This window comes from Micromonospora sp. NPDC047557 (genome assembly GCF_043205095.1).
Classification (GTDB): Bacteria; Actinomycetota; Actinomycetes; order Mycobacteriales; family Micromonosporaceae; genus Micromonospora.
The window spans coordinates 1,537,823-1,552,456 of sequence record NZ_JBIDDK010000001.1 but is presented as its reverse complement, the minus strand read 5'-3'; the positions used below and the strand labels follow the sequence as shown (position 1 = coordinate 1,552,456).

The 14,634-nt window shown below is 72.3% G+C and carries 19 protein-coding genes; 9 read left to right on the top strand and 10 right to left on the bottom strand.

The genetic code is table 11. From position 1 onward, the window contains the following. Positions 1-7: 7 nt before the first annotated feature. Positions 8-964: a prephenate dehydratase gene (gene pheA / locus ACGGAQ_RS07300; RefSeq protein ID WP_393045413.1), complete on the top strand. Its 957-nt coding sequence runs from the start codon at positions 8-10 to the stop codon at positions 962-964. 73 nt (positions 965-1,037) lie between these two features. On the opposite strand, the gene ACGGAQ_RS07295 is transcribed toward pheA, so the two are convergent. The 3 genes from ACGGAQ_RS07295 to ACGGAQ_RS07285 form a co-directional block, all read right to left on the bottom strand. Next, positions 1,038-1,760 carry an AIM24 family protein gene (locus ACGGAQ_RS07295; protein ID WP_234582643.1) on the bottom strand — a complete coding sequence of 241 codons (723 nt, stop codon included), beginning with the start codon at positions 1,758-1,760 and terminating at the stop codon, positions 1,038-1,040. A 137-nt stretch (positions 1,761-1,897) separates the two neighbouring features. Beyond that, positions 1,898-2,245 (bottom strand): metallopeptidase family protein, encoded by a 348-nt coding sequence (locus ACGGAQ_RS07290; protein WP_354855823.1) that lies wholly within the window; start codon positions 2,243-2,245, stop codon positions 1,898-1,900. Positions 2,246-2,393: 148 nt separating this feature from the next. Next, complete coding sequence (locus tag ACGGAQ_RS07285) at positions 2,394-2,825, bottom strand: OsmC family protein (RefSeq protein WP_007453754.1); 432 nt, start codon at positions 2,823-2,825, stop codon at positions 2,394-2,396. Positions 2,826-2,999: 174 nt separating this feature from the next. On the opposite strand from ACGGAQ_RS07285, the gene ACGGAQ_RS07280 reads away from it, so the two are divergent. The 3 genes from ACGGAQ_RS07280 to ACGGAQ_RS07270 all read left to right on the top strand — a co-directional run bounded on the left by ACGGAQ_RS07280 (position 3,000) and on the right by ACGGAQ_RS07270 (position 5,609). Continuing rightward, positions 3,000-3,725: a hypothetical protein gene (locus ACGGAQ_RS07280; protein WP_393045410.1), complete on the top strand. Its 726-nt coding sequence runs from the start codon at positions 3,000-3,002 to the stop codon at positions 3,723-3,725. A 250-nt stretch (positions 3,726-3,975) separates the two neighbouring features. Continuing rightward, the gene (locus tag ACGGAQ_RS07275) at positions 3,976-4,797 is read left to right on the top strand and encodes an HAD family hydrolase (protein ID WP_357808698.1); all 822 of its coding nucleotides are present in this window, start codon (positions 3,976-3,978) and stop codon (positions 4,795-4,797) included. Continuing rightward, positions 4,797-5,609, top strand: a complete 813-nt coding sequence (locus ACGGAQ_RS07270) for an HAD family hydrolase (RefSeq protein ID WP_393045408.1) — start codon at positions 4,797-4,799, stop codon at positions 5,607-5,609. The genes ACGGAQ_RS07275 and ACGGAQ_RS07270 overlap by 1 nt, the downstream gene beginning before the upstream one ends. Positions 5,610-5,618: 9 nt before the next feature. Here the strand turns inward: ACGGAQ_RS07270 and ACGGAQ_RS07265 are convergent, their stop codons facing one another. Beyond that, positions 5,619-6,221, bottom strand: a complete 603-nt coding sequence (locus ACGGAQ_RS07265; protein WP_393045406.1) for a bacterial proteasome activator family protein — start codon at positions 6,219-6,221, stop codon at positions 5,619-5,621. 84 nt (positions 6,222-6,305) lie between these two features. Here ACGGAQ_RS07265 and ACGGAQ_RS07260 point away from each other — a divergent pair, with 84 nt between their 5' ends. After that, positions 6,306-7,103: an alpha/beta hydrolase family protein gene (locus tag ACGGAQ_RS07260; RefSeq protein WP_393045404.1), complete on the top strand. Its 798-nt coding sequence runs from the start codon at positions 6,306-6,308 to the stop codon at positions 7,101-7,103. 80 nt (positions 7,104-7,183) lie between these two features. Beyond that, complete coding sequence (locus tag ACGGAQ_RS07255; protein WP_393045402.1) at positions 7,184-8,371, top strand: ABC transporter substrate-binding protein; 1,188 nt, start codon at positions 7,184-7,186, stop codon at positions 8,369-8,371. A 76-nt stretch (positions 8,372-8,447) separates the two neighbouring features. Here the strand turns inward: ACGGAQ_RS07255 and ddaH are convergent, their stop codons facing one another. Beyond that, complete coding sequence (ddaH, locus tag ACGGAQ_RS07250) at positions 8,448-9,281, bottom strand: dimethylargininase (protein WP_387180728.1); 834 nt, start codon at positions 9,279-9,281, stop codon at positions 8,448-8,450. A 59-nt stretch (positions 9,282-9,340) separates the two neighbouring features. Between ddaH and ACGGAQ_RS07245 the strand changes: the two genes are divergently transcribed. Beyond that, positions 9,341-9,802: an Lrp/AsnC family transcriptional regulator gene (locus ACGGAQ_RS07245; protein ID WP_354855798.1), complete on the top strand. Its 462-nt coding sequence runs from the start codon at positions 9,341-9,343 to the stop codon at positions 9,800-9,802. Positions 9,803-9,863: 61 nt separating this feature from the next. Further along, complete coding sequence (locus ACGGAQ_RS07240; protein ID WP_393045400.1) at positions 9,864-10,820, top strand: zinc-binding dehydrogenase; 957 nt, start codon at positions 9,864-9,866, stop codon at positions 10,818-10,820. Here ACGGAQ_RS07240 and ACGGAQ_RS07235 read toward each other — a convergent pair. The 3 genes from ACGGAQ_RS07235 to ACGGAQ_RS07225 form a co-directional block, all read right to left on the bottom strand. Next, positions 10,817-11,911 carry a hypothetical protein gene (locus ACGGAQ_RS07235; protein ID WP_393045398.1) on the bottom strand — a complete coding sequence of 365 codons (1,095 nt, stop codon included), beginning with the start codon at positions 11,909-11,911 and terminating at the stop codon, positions 10,817-10,819. The two genes, ACGGAQ_RS07240 and ACGGAQ_RS07235, sit on opposite strands and share 4 nt — an antisense overlap. 120 nt (positions 11,912-12,031) lie before the next feature. After that, on the bottom strand, positions 12,032-12,295 hold the full coding sequence (locus tag ACGGAQ_RS07230; RefSeq protein WP_393045396.1) for a DUF6457 domain-containing protein: 264 nt from the start codon (positions 12,293-12,295) through the stop codon (positions 12,032-12,034). Beyond that, a complete protein-coding gene (locus ACGGAQ_RS07225; protein WP_393045394.1) occupies positions 12,292-12,894 on the bottom strand; it encodes a molybdenum cofactor guanylyltransferase in 603 nt (200 codons plus the stop codon). Before ACGGAQ_RS07225 ends, ACGGAQ_RS07230 begins: the two co-directional genes overlap by 4 nt. Positions 12,895-13,061: 167 nt before the next feature. On the opposite strand from ACGGAQ_RS07225, the gene fdhD reads away from it, so the two are divergent. Beyond that, entirely contained in the window at positions 13,062-13,928 is an 867-nt protein-coding gene (fdhD, locus tag ACGGAQ_RS07220; protein WP_393045392.1) for a formate dehydrogenase accessory sulfurtransferase FdhD, read from the top strand. Between the two features lie 26 nt (positions 13,929-13,954). On the opposite strand, the gene ACGGAQ_RS07215 is transcribed toward fdhD, so the two are convergent. Further along, positions 13,955-14,272, bottom strand: a complete 318-nt coding sequence (locus ACGGAQ_RS07215) for a multiprotein-bridging factor 1 family protein (RefSeq protein ID WP_393045390.1) — start codon at positions 14,270-14,272, stop codon at positions 13,955-13,957. Next, the gene (locus ACGGAQ_RS07210; RefSeq protein WP_393045388.1) at positions 14,272-14,604 is read right to left on the bottom strand and encodes a type II toxin-antitoxin system RelE/ParE family toxin; all 333 of its coding nucleotides are present in this window, start codon (positions 14,602-14,604) and stop codon (positions 14,272-14,274) included. Before ACGGAQ_RS07210 ends, ACGGAQ_RS07215 begins: the two co-directional genes overlap by 1 nt. Between the last annotated feature and the right edge of the window lie 30 nt (positions 14,605-14,634).

Below are 14,634 nucleotides of genomic sequence, written 5' to 3'. Positions count from 1 at the left end.
GGTCGGCATGCCCGGAACACCGCCCACGCGCTTCGTCTACCTCGGCCCGGAGGGCACCTTCGCCGAGCAGGCCCTGCGCACCGTCCCCGCTGCCGAGCGCGGCACCCGGACGCCGGCCCGCAGCGTCGGTGAGGCACTGGACAGCGTCCGGGCCTCAGATGCCGACGCGGCGCTGGTGCCGCTGGAAAACTCGATCGGCGGGGCGGTCGGCGTCACCCTGGACGAGATGGTCGAGGGCGACCCGCTGGTGATCACCCGAGAGGTGATCCTGCCGGTCGAGTTCGTGCTCGCCGCGCGGGCGGGCACCGCGCTGTCGGCGGTCCGCACGGTCGCGGCGCACCCGCAGGCGTCCACCCAGTGCCGGGGCTGGCTGCGTGATCACGTTCCCGACGCCGTGATCGTCGACGTGCTCTCCAACGGCGCGGCAGCCGCCGGCGCCGGGTCCGGCGAGTACGACGCGGCGATCTGCGCGCCGATCGGGGCGGCCCGACACCGGCTCGCCCTGCTCGCCGACAAGATCGCCGACCACCCCGACGCGGTGACCCGTTTCGTCCTGGTCGCCCGTCCCGGGCCACCCCCGCCGCCGACCGGCGACGACCTCACCTCGCTGGCCGTCTACATCGCCCACGACCGGGTCGGCGCGCTGCTGTCGGTGTTGATGGAGCTGGCCGTCCGTGGCGTCAACCTGACCCGGATCGAGTCCCGCCCGACCGGCGAGGCCCTGGGCCGGTACGTCTTCTTCCTCGACTGCACGGGCCACGTGGCCGACGTACGCCTGGGTGAGGCGTTGCAGGGGCTGCGCCGGGTGTGCGCCGATGTCCGTTTCCTGGGGTCGTACCCGCGGCATCGCTGGGTCGACGCGGCGGGCGAGCGGCCCGTGCCCGCGCCGGCCGGCCTCTCCGACGTCGACTACGCCGATGCGGCGGCCTGGCTGGCCCGGCTGCGCACCGGCGAGTTGAGCTGACCGGCCGAGCAGGCGAGCAACACGCGTACGGGCGCTCCGGTGCGACCGGGAGCGCCCGTACCCGCGTCGGTGGTCAGCTCAGCAGACCGCCGAGCAGACCGCCCTCCTGCTGCTGCTGACCGCTGCCCATGACCGGCGGCTCCTCGGACGGCTGCACCACCACGAAGCCCTGACCCGCGAAGCTCATCGTGAACGACTCGCCGGTGCGCCGGCCCAGCAGCGTGCCAAGACCGAGCTGCTCAGCCCGGTGGTAGCCGGTCTGGAGGTTGGCCGACCAGCAGACGGCGGCCTGCGGGTCGACGTACGTCGGCGCGTCCACGTTCAGCACCACCGGAGTGCCCTTGGTCGTGATGGCGATCCTGCCGTACCCGCTGAACACGCAGTTGAACAGGCCGGACGAGGAGGCCATCCCGGCGCCGCCGACCATCCTGATGTCGTACTGGAGGGTCGAGTCGAAGGCCAGCACGCTGGAGCCGTTGATGGACAGGGCGTCGCCCGGCTCCAGGTCGATGATGTGCACGTCCTTGGCCAGCTCGGCGAGGAAGACGTCACCCTGGCCGGTGACCTTCATCAGCGGGACGCCCTCGCCGGTGAGCTTCTGCTTGAGGAACTTGCCGAGCCCACCCGAGCCCAGCGCCTGGAACTGCACGTTGCCCTGGTAGGCGACCATCGACCCGACCCGGGCCATCGCCTCGCCGTTGAGCTCGATCTTCAACATCTTGGAGTTCTGCAGCCGCATGCCGGCCTGCGCGGACTCCTTCTCCAGATTTTCCGCCGAGAACAGCTCGCTGCGCATGAAAGGTGCCTCCTGAAACGGTCGCGGTCGCTGCACCGACGGTAGGCGACCACGGCAACCAGGGGCCATCGGCGAAGCGGCGTGCCGCGCTCGGGCGTGGCGGTGCGCGGCCGGCGGGTCGCGGTGCGCGGCCGGGGTCAGCCCCAGCCCAGCGCGTGCAGTCGCGCGTCGTCGATCCCGAAGTGGTGGGCGATCTCGTGCACCACGGTCACCGCGACCTCGTCGACGACGTCCTCGTCGCTGTCGCAGATCCGCAGGATCGGACGGCGGTAGATGAAGATCCGGTCCGGCAGCACGCCGGCGTAGTCCCAACCCCGATCGGTGAGCGCGTGCCCCTCATAGAGGCCGAGCAGGTCGGGGTCGGTGTGCGGTGGGTCGTCCTCGACCAGGATCACCACGTTGTTCATCAGGCCGAGCAGTTCCTCGGGCACCTCGTCGAGGGCGTCAGCCACCAGCTCCTCGAAGCGCTCGCGAGTCATGTCCACCGGCACGTCGTCCATTCTGCCCGACGCCGGACGGATCGGCCGGCTCACGCTCGGCCACCCAGGCCGGGGCCGCGCGTTCACGAAAGAGAGCGGCCGCCCGGGACCGGGCGGAGGCTCCTTCCGTGAACGTGCGGCGTGCGTCGCCGGGTCAGGAAGCCAGGCGAGCGGTGAGGGTGATCTCGGCGCCGGGCGAGAGCAGCCGGGAGATCGGGCAGTTGGCCTTGGCGGCCTCGGCGAGCTTCTGGAACTCCGCCTCGTCGACCCCGGGCACCTGGCCGACGGTCTCCAGGTCGATCCGGGTCACGCTCATCCCGGCGTCGGTCTTGTCCAGGTGGACCTTGGCGGTGGTCTCGACCGAGGTGGGCGTCGAGCCGGCGTCGGCGAGGGCCTTCGAGAACGCCATCGAGAAGCAGCCGGCGTGCGCGGCGGCGATCAACTCCTCGGGGTTGGTGCCCTCACCCTCCTCGAAGCGCGACTTGAAGGAGTAGTTGCCGGACAGGCCGCCCTTACCGGTGCGGACGGTGCCGGAACCCTCGGTGAGATTGCCCTGCCATTGTGCGGAAGCGGTACGGATAGGCATGAGGAGAACGCTAGCCCAAAGGTGCCTCCCGAGCGACCGACCGGCACCGACGCCTGCCGTGCGATTCCCGTCACCCCTCGCGAAGGCGCGACGCGGGCGGTTTCGGCAGCGGCACCAGCGCGACCCTCTGTGCCATGATTCGACGCAGGCCCGCGACCGGCGGAAGGATGGCCGATGTCCGAGGAGCTGCCCATCCCGCGCCAGGGCGACCCGTCCGACGGGCCGGCCGTGATCGAGTGGGGTGCCGCCGAGCCCGCCACTGGGCGCCGCCGCCTCGGCGGGTCCCTGGCAGGCATCACCCGGGATCCCCGCCTGCCCGTGCTGCTCGCCGGGCTCGGCGCGGTGGCGGGGGTGGCCTCGCTGCTCGGCGAGTGGCTGGTGATGACCCTGCCGAACGGCGGCCCGGCCGGTTCCACCTCGATCGACGTGCCCGCCGGAGTGTCCGACGTCGGCGGCTTCGGCATCGGCTACCTGGTCGGTCTGCTCGGGCTGGTCTGCACCGTGGCATTGGCGCTGCGGGGCACGGCGGCCGTCCGGCCGAACGCCCGACTGGTCGGGTTCACCCTCAGCGGGGCGCTGCTGGCACTGCTGGTCGCGGCGACGGCGACACTCGACGACCCCGGTCAGCGCAACTACTTCTACGAGCCGGAGGACAACTTCCGGGTCGAGTACGGTCGCGGCCTGGTGATGGCGTTCGTGGCCTGCGTGCTGCTCGCCGCGGCCCTGCGGCTGGCCCCGAACGCGCCGACGGAGGACAACCGTTCCGGGGCCACGACGGGGCAGGGCTGGCGCCGTCGACACCTCGACCCGGTCGAGAAGGAGGACGGCCCGCCCGCGCCGGTCGACCTGACCGTGACCGCGGCGGCGCCGTTCGCCCGCCCCGAACACCCCACCACCTGAGCCGGCCAGGCCGACCCCGACCCCCCGATCTGGCACTTTCTGCGGCGGCAGAAGGCGCATTCCACCGCGTATCGGCGACCGGAAGTACAAGATCGCGGAGGTTGGGGAACGGGCCTGGAGTTGGTGCCCGATTCGCCTGGAAGACATGGTTCGGGCCCGTTTCCCGAGGTACGGTTGCTGCCCGCCGTCACGCCGGGCCTCGCTTTCCCTGGCCTCGGCAGGTGCGACGGCGGCGGGCGAAGGAGGAACGATGACCCGCCCGGGACTGCCCAAACTGATCGCGACCGACCTCGACGGGACGCTGGTCCGCAGCGATGACACCGTCTCCGCGTACACCCATGGGGTGCTCGACCGGGTGCGGGCCGCCGGAATTCCGGTGGTCGGCGCGACCGGACGCGGCCCTCGCCTGACCGAGCTGACCCGCAACGACATCCGGGCCGCCGACTTTTTGGTGATGGCCGGCGGTGGACGGGTGGTCGACCAGAGTGACCCGACCGGCCCGGTGGTGCTCCGCGACGAGCGGCTGCCCGCCGAGGTGCTGGCCCGGCTGCTCGCCGACCTGGAGGCCGAGGTCGGCCCGCTGACCGTGATGGTCGAGGCGTCCGACGAGCACGACGCCCCGCTCTGGGGTGACTACCACGAGAGCTGGCCCTACCAGGACCGGTTCGAGGCGCGCAGCCGCGCCGAGTGCCTCTCCTGTGACGTGATCAAGGCCTTCGCCCGGACCGCCGACCACCACGTCGACGAGCTGCTGGCGGTGGCCCGCCGGATCGTCTCGCCGCAGGTCGCCACGCTCACCCAGGCCGGGCTCGGGTTCATCGAGATCTGCCCGCCCGGCGTGGACAAGGCGACCGGCCTGACCGTGGTGGCGCAGAGCCTGGGGGTCGACCCCGCCGACGTCCTGGTCTTCGGCGACATGCCCAACGACCTGCCGATGTTCGAGTGGGCCGGCTGGTCCCGGGTCGCGGTGGCCAACGCGCACCCCGCGCTGCGGGCCGCCGCCGACGAGGTGACCCTGCGCAACGACGACGACGGGGTGGCGGTGTACCTGGACCGGCTACTGTCCCGGTGATGCGAGACACCCCTGCGCTTGTCGCCACCGACATCGACGGCACGCTGATCCGCGACGACCGCACGCTCAGCCCGCGCACCGCCGATGTGCTCGCGCGGCTCACCGCGCGAGGCACGCCGGTCGTCCTGGTCACCGGCCGTCCGGTCCGCTGGCTCCAGATGGTGTACGACCAGCTGGCCGAGCCGCTGCCGGCGGTCTGCGCCAACGGCGCCGTGGTCTACGACCCGGTACGCGACGAGGTGCTGCGGGCCGACCCGCTCGCGCCGCAGCACCTGGCCGAGGTGGCCCGCAGGCTACGCGCCGAGGTGCCCGACATCAGCTTCGCGGTGGAGATCCTGGACAGCCGGGAGATGCGGCACGAGGCGCACTACCCGCTGCGCTGGGACGCCGACCACGACCGGATCCGCCCGGTCGAGACGCCGGAGGAGTTGCTGTCGGTTCCGGCGGTGAAGCTGCTCGCCCGGGCGGGTGAGCAGGACCCGGACACGTTCGTCGAGCTGATCGGCGCAGCGGTGGCGGGATTGGCCGAGGCCACACACTCGTCGTACTCGGGTCTGGTGGAGATCTCCGCGGCCGGGGTGACGAAGGCGGCCGGGCTCGACTGGTACTGCGACCGGCTCGGGGTGCCCGCGGCGGACGTGCTGGCCTTCGGCGACATGCCGAACGACGTGCCGATGCTGAGCTGGGCCGGGCGCGGCGTGGCGGTGGCCAACGCGCACCCCGCCGTCCTCGCGGTCGCCGACGAGGTGACCGGGGCGAACTCCGAGGACGGCGTGGCGGCGTACCTGGAGAAGATCTTCGGGGTGGACTGACCGGCCAGGTCAGAGGTACTGGCCGGTGTTGTGGCCCTCACCGCCGCCCGGCTGGCCGATGCCCGGCATTCCTGGCACCACTCCGCCGGGGCCGCTGGGCAGCGCCTGCCGGCCGCCGCGCATCTGCTCCAGCTGGACCCGCGCGGCCATCTGCTGGGCGACCAGGGCCGCCTGGATGCCGTGGAACAGGCCCTCCAGCCAGCCGACGAGCTGGGCGTGCGCGATACGCAGCTCGCCCTCGCTCGGGGCCTTGTCCTCCGTGAAGGGCAGCGAGATCCGCTCCAGCTCGTCGCGCAGCTCGGGGGCGAGACCCTCCTTGAGCTCGACGATGGAGCGCTCGTGGATCTCGCGCATGCGGTGCCGGCTGGCGTCGTCCAGCGGGGCCGCCTTGACCTCCTCCAGCAACTGCTTGATCATGCTGCCGATCCGCATCACCTTGGCCGGCTGCTCTACCAGGCGGGTCGGGTCCTCGCCGTGGCCCTCCTCGGTCTGCATGGTGCCGATCGGCCGGCCGTCCGGACCGACCACCACCACCGTGCCGGAGTGGCCGGAGTCGTCGGGGCCGGGCTGGTCGTTCTGCTCAGCGGAGCGCGCTTCGGTCATGGGGTCCATCTTTACCCAGTGGGCGCGACCCCTGCCGCCCGGGACCGACTCCCGGGGCCGAACCACCCGGGCGGGGCGCGCTACCGTCGCGCCATGCCTGCCGACCCACGCGCCGTGCTGACGCGGCCCGCGCCGGAGCCGGAGTTGACGGTGGCCTACGGCGACCACCCGGACCAGATTGCCGACCTGCGCCGCCCGGCCGGCGGCGGCCCGGCCCGGCCGCTGGTCGTCGTGGTGCACGGGGGTTTCTGGCGCTCCGAGTACGACCGCCGGCACACCGGCCCGCTGGCCGCCGCGCTCGCCGCCGAGGGATACCCGGTGGCGCAGGTGGAATACCGGCGTACGGGGCAGCCGGGCGGCGGCTGGCCGGGCACGTTGACCGACGCGCTGGCCGGGATCGCGGCGCTGCCCGAGCTGGCCACCGAGGCGCTGCCCGGCCGGGTGAGCGGGGCCGCGCCGATCGTCATCGGTCACTCCGCCGGTGGCCACCTGGCGCTGTACGTGGCGGCCACCGCGCCGTCGACGGTGCGCGGGGTGCTGGCCCTGGCCCCGGTGGCCGATCTCGCGGCGGCGTACCGGCTGGATCTGGACGCGGGTGCGGTGGCGGCGCTGCTCGGCGGCGGCCCGCTCGACTTTCCGGACCGGTACGCGGCGGCCGATCCACGATCATTGGTACCGATCCGAACACGCACAGTAGTCATGCACGGCTCGGCGGATCTGCAGGTGCCGGTGGCGATGAGCCGGGACTTCGTCGCGGCGGCTCGTGCCGCAGGATCCGATATTTCCCTTGTCGAACTGCCCGGATGTGAGCATTTCGGGTTGATCGACCCGGAGTCTTCGGCGTGGCCCCGGGTGCTCGCTGTGTTGCGGTCCCTGCACGATGATCACTAGCCAATTGACGCAGCGTCGCGGAGCAGGTAGAACGCCGGAGGGGCGGTGTTCTGCCCTGCAACGCTCCTGGAAGGAACTCGGTGTCGCAGATGAATCGCAGGCGGGCGCTCCAACTGTTGGCCGCGCTCGGAACGACCGGGTTCGCCGCCGCGTGCGGCTCCGACACCGATGGCAAGCCGGCCGCCGCCAAGAGCCCGATCAAGATCGGCCTGATCGCGCCGAAGGCCGGCGGCTTCAAGTCCATCGGTGACGACATCACCAACGGCTTCCAGCTCTTCCTCGACCTGCACGGCCAGCAGTTGGGCGGGCATCCGGTCGAGCTGCTGACCGCCGACGAGGGTGACAACGCCAAGACCGGCAAGGCCGCCGTCGACCAACTGCTCAAGCAGAACGTGCTGGCGCTCACCGGCGTGGTCAACTCGGCGGTGATGGTCGGTATCCGCGACACCGTGGAGGAGGCCCGGGTCCCGCTCATCGGCTCGAACGCCTCGCCGAGCAGCCTGCAGAGCGTCGTCTACATCTGGCGTACGTCGTACGTGCTGGACGAGGCCGGCCGGGCGCTGGGCCGCTACCTGCGCGACCAGCTCCCGGCGAACGGCCGGATCGCGATCATCATGCCGGAGAACGTGGGTAGCCCGGACGTGGTGCGGGGCTTCCGGCAGGAGTTCGGCACCTCCGACCCGCGCATCGCCGACCCGGTGACCAACACCAACCCGACCCCGAACCCGGGCAAGGGCACCTACGTGGCGGACATCCAGAAGGCGCTGCGCAAGAAGCCGACCGCCGTCTTCTGCTTCTTCGCGGGCTCGGCCGCCGTGGAGTTCATCAAGCAACTGCGCGACCAGTTCACCGGCCCCGTCTACGCGCCCGGCTTCCTCACCGAGGGCACCGTGCTGGAGGGCCTGGGGCGGGACGCGCTCGGCATCCAGACCGCGCTGAACTACTCGGCCGACCTCAACAACACGTCGAACCGGGTCTTCGCCTCCGCCTACCGCAAGAAGCACCAGACCACGCCGACGACCTACGCGATGGCGTCGTACGACGCGGCGCAGGTGCTCGACCAGGCGATCCAGCTGACCGGTGGGTCGCCCACCCCGCAGCAGGTCAACCTGGCGCTGGGCCGGATCGGCCAGATCGACAGCCCGCGCGGCATCTGGCAGTTCAACCAGCCGCGTACCCCCCAGCAGAAGTGGTACCTGCGCGAGGTCCAGCGCGACGGTCAGGTCATGTCGAACGTGCTGATCAACGAGCTGGCCACGCTCGGCTGAAACGCCCACCACAAGCAGCAGCAGGGGCCGGCCTCCGACGGGAGGCCGGCCCCTGCCGTACGCGGCAGTGTTCGGGTCAGTGCCGCAGCTCGGCGATGCAGCACTTCACGCTGCCGCCGCCCTTCTTCAGCTCGGCCAGCTCGACCGGCACCGGGTTGTAGCCGGCGGCCTTGAGCTTGCCCGCCAGCCGGGTGGCCTCGCTGTTGAGCACCACGTTCGCGCCGTCGCTGACCAGGTTCAACCCGAAGGCCATCGCGTCTTCGTCGTCGGCGATCACCGCGTCCGGGAAGAGCTGGGTCAGCACCCGCTGGCTGGCCGCGGAGAACGCGCCCGGGAAGTAGACGACGTTCGAGTCGTCGATGGAGGCGAGCGCCACGTCCAGGTGGTAGAAGCGCGGGTCGATGAGGCGCAGCGACACCACCGGGCGGCCCAGCGCCTCCTGCGCCTCGGCGTGCGCCGGGATCTCGGTGCGGAAGCCGTGCCCGGCCAGGATCAGCCCGCCGTGCGCCTCCGGTAGGTAGGCGAAGTCACCCTCGCCCTCGTTGGTCTCGCTCGGGGCGATGAACCGCCAGCCCTGCGACTCGTAGAAGGCGTGGTGCGCGGCGGCCTCGGCGGCCCGCTGCTCGTGCTTGAACCGGGCGCCGTAGACGCTGCCGTCCACCACGAACGCACCGTTGGCGGCGTAGACCATGTCGGGCAGGCCCGGCTCGGGGGTGAGCAGATGCACGTCGTGCCCCAGGCCGACGAGCGTCTCGCGCAGCCGGTCCCACTGCTTGACGGCCAACTCCCGGTCGACCGGGGTGGTCACGTCCATCCACGGATTGATCGCGTACTCGACCGCGAAGTGCTCGGGCGAGCACATGAGATATGTCCGCTTTCGCGAGACTCGCTGCTGGTTCACGGTCACCAAGAGTAGGTACCGTTGAACTTTGGTAACAGCCACAACCATTGCTTCCCAGAGGCGGAACGTTGCAGATAGACGCCGTAGACCAGCGGATCATTGCGTTGCTCGTCGCTGACGCCCGCGCGTCGTACGCCGACATCGGCGTCCGGGTGTCACTCTCCGCCCCGGCGGTCAAGCGCCGGGTGGACCGACTGCGCGCCACGGGCGTGATCAGGGGATTCACCGCCGTCGTGGACCCGGCTGCCGTCGGCTGGACCACCGAGGCGTTCGTCGAGCTGTTCTGCGCCGGTCGAACCACCCCGGCGCAGATCGGCGTGGCCGCCCGCCGGCACCCGGAGGTGGTCGGCGCGTACACCGTCTCCGGTGAGGCGGACGCGCTGGTGCACCTGCGGGCCGCCGACATCGCCCACCTGGAGGCGGCGCTGGAGCGGCTGCGCGCCGAGTCCTTCGTGACCTCCACCCGCAGCACCATCGTGCTGTCCCGGCTGGTTGAGTCCCCCGGCGTCGGGCCGTCCAACCGGGCTTGACCTCAAGCCCGGTTCAGGTGTTGGACTCATGGTGGCCTGGGCACGACCCGAGGGGGACTTGATGCGGGCGATCTGGTTACGTGAATTCGGCGGTCCCGAGGTGCTGACGCCCGGCCCGGCGCCCGACCCGAGCCCCGGCCCCGGCCAGGTGCTCATCGACGTCGCGCACGCGAACATCACCTTCGTCGAGACGCAGCAGCGCTCGGGGCGTCCCGGGCCGTTCCAGTACACCCCGCCGCTGATCCCCGGCAACGGCGTCGGCGGAGTGATCACCGCCGTCGGGCCGGACGTCGACCCGGCCCGCATCGGGCAACGGGTGGTCAGCGCCACCGGCGGCTCCGGCGGGTACGCCGAACGGGCCGTGGTGGACGCCTCCGCGCCCATCGACGTGCCGGCCGGGCTGGCGCTGGACGCGGCTGTGGCCATGATGGCCGACGGGCGTACCGCCACCATGCTCGTCGAGGCGGTCGACGTCCGCCCCGGTGATCGCGTGCTGGTCGAGGCCGCGGCGGGTGGCGTGGGGAGCATGCTCGTCCAGCTCGCCACGCGGGCCGGCGCGCGGGTGATCGGCGTGGCCGGCGGGCCGCGCAAGGTGGACCTGCTGCCCGGGCTGGGCGCCGAGGTGGCGGTCGACTACCGGCTGCCGGGCTGGGCCGACCGCGTCCGGGACGCGGTGGGCGGGGTCGACGTGGTGTTCGACGGCGTCGGAGGCTCGGTCGCCCGAACGGCGTTCGAGCTGCTGGCCCCGGGCGGCCGGATGATCAGCTTCGGGTTGGCCAGCGGCGAATGGTCCCCGGTGGCACCGGAGGCCGCCGCCGAACGCCGCATCACGCTGGTCCGGCCGGACGTGCCGCCCGCGCGGCTGCGGGCGTACACCATCGGGGCCCTGGCCGACGCGGCGGCCGGCCAGCTCCGGCCGCTGATCGGCCAGCGCTTCCCGCTGGAACGCGCCGCCGACGCGCACGCCGCCATCGAGGCGCGCGCGACGGTCGGCAAGACCCTGCTGGACGTGCTCTAGAGGTACATGCCGGTGCGGTGCTCCGACTCGTCGCGCCGGACCGGCTTGTCGCCCTCACCGAAGAACCGCTTGCCACCGAACTCGCCGTGCAGGCGGTCGTCCAACTCGTCGGCGAGGCCGGTCATCACCTGCACCGCCAGCATGAGGTGGGTGGCCTGGAAGTTGCGCCCGAAGACCGGGATGGACGCCCAGACCGTGTCGTCGGCGCAGTAGAGGCGACCGATCGGCATCCGGTTGGTCAGCTCCGACAGCTTGACGTAGAGCCGTTCGGTCGGCTCGACCTCGGTGAGCACCGGGGAGAAGACGTCCACCAGGGATGGATTGTCCCGCACCCGCACGAAGACCATCGCCGAGCCGGCCCGGATGGTGATGTCGCCGTCCGAGTCGATCTGCAACCGCTCGGCGTCGGACTTCAGCATCGTGGACACGACGGTGCGGACGCGGTCCGCCAGGTCGAGCACGTCGTCCCGCTCGGCGGCCGCCTCGGCCAGCGCCTCCTGGAGGTCACCCTCGACGTCGGCGTCCGGACCGAACTCGCTGCGCGCGGTGCCCAGCGGCTCCACCGTCAACGGCTCACCCTCGGCGTCGTGCACCACATAGACGAGAAAGGCGGGGTGCGGGGCGCCGTACACGTCGCGCAGCGTGCGGGACAGCAGCGGGGCGATCCGGGCCGCCTCCGCCGTCGTACCGTCCAGCCCGAACGAGCCGCCGGAGCCGGCCACCACCCCGGGCGGGGACCAGCCCAGCGCCACCATGTCCGCCACCGCGGCACGGTCCAGCCGGTAGCCCTGCGGCAGGGCGGCGTTGCCGACGGCCCGAGCGGACAGCCCGCCGTCGCCGGTCACGTCGACGCTGATCGAGTAGACGGCATCCCCCGTACCGGAGGCGGTGGGGTCGAGGGTCAGTTCGAGGTGCGCGCCGGCGGGCAACTCCCGCAGCCGCAGGGCGAGCATCCGGGCGAACTCCCGCCACGCCTCGGTCACCTTGGCACGCAGGTCGGTGGTGCTGGGCTCGTCGAGCAGGATCGACTCCGCCGGCTCGGATGGGCCGCCGGGCTCACCGTCCGGCGCCGAGGGGTGGTCAGCCGTCATGATCGCCTCCGTCCGTTCCGATCACCCTACCCACGCCGTCCGGGCGTCGAATCAGCCCGGACCGGGATCGGACACCACCGTCCTCTCGCCGTGGAGACGGCTTGGTCGCGGCGCGGCGGGTCAGGAGGTGGGGTCGTCGGGGTCGGCGCCCAGCCGGACCGGCCAGTCGGCCGCGAGGGCGCTGAGCCGGGCCGCGGCGTCCGCCGGGTCGGCACCCCTGCCAACGGCCAGCCCGAGCAGGTACGCGGTGACCGGCGCCCCTGGCCGCAGCACCTGGTGGGCGACATCGCGGGCCAGGTCCAGCACCGCCAACACCGGCACCTCGGACGGGTCCAGACCCACCTCGGCACAGGCTGCCGTGACCCATTCGTCCAGCACCGTCATCGCACCCACTCCTCCGCCCGGCGTACGTCCTCGTCAGTGTCGCAGTCGAACCAGGGCGGCGGACCGTCACCGGCCCACGGCACCTCCCCGACGGCGAGACCAGCCAACAGCGCCCGTACCGGAGCACCGGCCAGGCTGCCACCCCGCTCGGCGGCCAGCCGGGCCAGCCCGGCCCGCAGCGCGGCGACGCGCCACACCCCGCAGAGCGACTGCCGCCGGCCGTCCGCGTCGACGAAGCACACCCCGTCGACCGATCGCTCCCCGTCGAGGTGGGTCAGCAGGTCGCCGATCGCGGCGCGGGTGAGCAGTGGGAGGTCGGCGGCGAGCAACGCGACGACCGTCGAGTCGGGATCGAGCAGTGCCAGCCCGGCGGCCGTCGCGGCGACCGGGCCGCCGCCGGGCGGATCCTCGCGGGTGATCCGCACCCCGTCCGCGACACCGTCACCCGGGCCGACCAGCACACGCGGCGCGGCATCCTCCACGGCGGCCAACACCCGGTCACGCATCGACCGGCCACCGACCGGAAGCGCTGGCTTGTCCACCCCGCCCATCCGCCGGGCGGCCCCACCCGCGAGCACCACGGCGGCGTACGTCCCCACCCGGTCACGGTAGCCGGGCCGGGTGCCGGGTGCCGGGTGCTCGGTGGCGGCGTGCGCTGCCCGGGGCCCGGCGGGGCCCTGCCGGTGCCCGGTGGCGGCGTGCGCTGCCGGGTGCCGGATGACCGGCGGCCGTGCGGGCGTGCCGGGCCGGGGTGCAGGATGGCGGGATGGGACGGGCGACTGACCGACGCGGCGTAGTACGGATCGACCTGGACGCGGCGGCGGACGGACGCGCAGCCGTCCGACGGCCGGACACCCTCGCGGTGGAGGAGCCGCTGGAGATCCGGGTCGGCGCGGCGGGCCCGGGCCGGCGAAAGCCGCTCGCCGTCACCATGCGCACCCCCGGCGACGACCTGGACCTGGCGATCGGGTTCCTGCTGACCGAGGGGCTGATCCGCTCGACCGACGATGTGCTGACCGCCCAGCTCTGCGCCGGCGCGGAGACGCCGAACACGTACAACGTGGTGGACGTGGTCCTCGCCCCCGGCGTGCCGGAACCGACCACCGACCCGTCCCGGAACTTCTACACGACCAGTTCCTGCGGGGTGTGCGGCAAAGCGAGCATCGACGCGATCCGGACGCGGTCGCTGTTCGACGTCACGGCGGACCCGCTCACCGTGCCGGCCGCCCTCCTCGCCGAACTGCCCGACCGGTTGCGCGCCGCCCAGCGCGGCTTCGACCGCACCGGAGGGCTGCACGCGGCGGGGCTGTTCAGCCCGGCCGGAGAGCTGGTGGTGCTCCGCGAGGACGTGGGCCGGCACAACGCCGTGGACAAGGTGATCGGCTGGGCGGTGCGGGAACGCCGGCTGCCGCTGGCCGGGCACCTGCTGCTGGTGTCCGGCCGGGCCAGCTTCGAGCTGACCCAGAAGGCGTGGATGGCCGGCCTGCCGCTGCTGGTCGCGGTGTCCGCGCCGAGCACCCTCGCCGTCGAGCTGGCCGAGGAGGCGGGCATGACGCTCGTCGGCTTCCTGCGCGGCCCGACCATGAACGTCTACGCCGGCGCGCAGCGGATCACGGTCGACCAGCCGGCCTGACGCGAGCGGTCGGTGCGGCGGGTCGATCAGGCGGCTTCGACCTCGACGATGCCGTGAGAGATCTTGAATTCGAACTCCAGGCCGCTCCCCGCGGACAGCTTGGCGAGCGTGGCGATGGACGGCGGCTGATCACCGGACTCCAGTCGTGCGATGACCGATTGAGTCATGCCGACCATGCGGGCGAATGCCGTCTGGGTCAGACCGTTTTCGGCGCGGTACCGGACGATGCGGAGAGCAACGTCACGAGCGAAGGCCGTCCGGTTCCACTCGGCGCGAAATGCCGGGTCCTGATCCTGGCTCTCATCGACGACCTGCTGCGAAGTCTTGAGATCACCAACCTTCATCACTCCTCCTCCACCTCCTTGATCCTTCCTTCAGCCGCGGCGACCGCCCTGTTGAAGCCGCGCCGATCGACACCGGCCTCCGGGCCGATGGCGCCGACGACGAACGCCGCGCCGACGCCGGAATAGAAGGCGCGCCACCGGCTGCGGCCTCCCCGTGGGCGAAGTTCGCGCAGGTTGACGGCGCTACGGACGTTGCTCGAGTGCGGGTAGCCGAGGTTGGGGCCAAGGCTCTCGAGCTTCTCGACGGCGTGACCGATGGCCGCCCGCTCGGCTGCGGGCAGTGCGTGCAGCTCGACGATCGCCTCCGGGTGATAGAGGACTAGCCAGGGCATGCGCACCCACCATAGCAAATTTGCGATACA

What these genes read in the sequence shown, in the direction of transcription:
- ACGGAQ_RS07215 (WP_393045390.1), bottom strand. Translation starts at nt 14,272, where the DNA reads ATGAAGGTTGGTGATCTCAAGACTTCGCAGCAGGTCGTCGATGAGAGC.
- ACGGAQ_RS07295 (WP_234582643.1), bottom strand. Translation starts at nt 1,760, where the DNA reads ATGCGCAGCGAGCTGTTCTCGGCGGAAAATCTGGAGAAGGAGTCCGCG.
- ACGGAQ_RS07285 (WP_007453754.1), bottom strand. Translation starts at nt 2,825, where the DNA reads ATGCCTATCCGTACCGCTTCCGCACAATGGCAGGGCAATCTCACCGAG.
- ACGGAQ_RS07235 (WP_393045398.1), bottom strand. Translation starts at nt 11,911, where the DNA reads ATGACGGCTGACCACCCCTCGGCGCCGGACGGTGAGCCCGGCGGCCCA.
- ACGGAQ_RS07275 (WP_357808698.1), top strand. Translation starts at nt 3,976, where the DNA reads ATGACCCGCCCGGGACTGCCCAAACTGATCGCGACCGACCTCGACGGG.
- ACGGAQ_RS07270 (WP_393045408.1), top strand. Translation starts at nt 4,797, where the DNA reads ATGCGAGACACCCCTGCGCTTGTCGCCACCGACATCGACGGCACGCTG.
- ACGGAQ_RS07210 (WP_393045388.1), bottom strand. Translation starts at nt 14,604, where the DNA reads ATGCCCTGGCTAGTCCTCTATCACCCGGAGGCGATCGTCGAGCTGCAC.
- fdhD (WP_393045392.1), top strand. Translation starts at nt 13,062, where the DNA reads ATGGGACGGGCGACTGACCGACGCGGCGTAGTACGGATCGACCTGGAC.
- ACGGAQ_RS07260 (WP_393045404.1), top strand. Translation starts at nt 6,306, where the DNA reads ATGCCTGCCGACCCACGCGCCGTGCTGACGCGGCCCGCGCCGGAGCCG.
- ACGGAQ_RS07240 (WP_393045400.1), top strand. Translation starts at nt 9,864, where the DNA reads ATGCGGGCGATCTGGTTACGTGAATTCGGCGGTCCCGAGGTGCTGACG.
- ACGGAQ_RS07280 (WP_393045410.1), top strand. Translation starts at nt 3,000, where the DNA reads ATGTCCGAGGAGCTGCCCATCCCGCGCCAGGGCGACCCGTCCGACGGG.
- ACGGAQ_RS07265 (WP_393045406.1), bottom strand. Translation starts at nt 6,221, where the DNA reads ATGGACCCCATGACCGAAGCGCGCTCCGCTGAGCAGAACGACCAGCCC.
- ACGGAQ_RS07230 (WP_393045396.1), bottom strand. Translation starts at nt 12,295, where the DNA reads ATGACGGTGCTGGACGAATGGGTCACGGCAGCCTGTGCCGAGGTGGGT.
- pheA (WP_393045413.1), top strand. Translation starts at nt 8, where the DNA reads ATGCCCGGAACACCGCCCACGCGCTTCGTCTACCTCGGCCCGGAGGGC.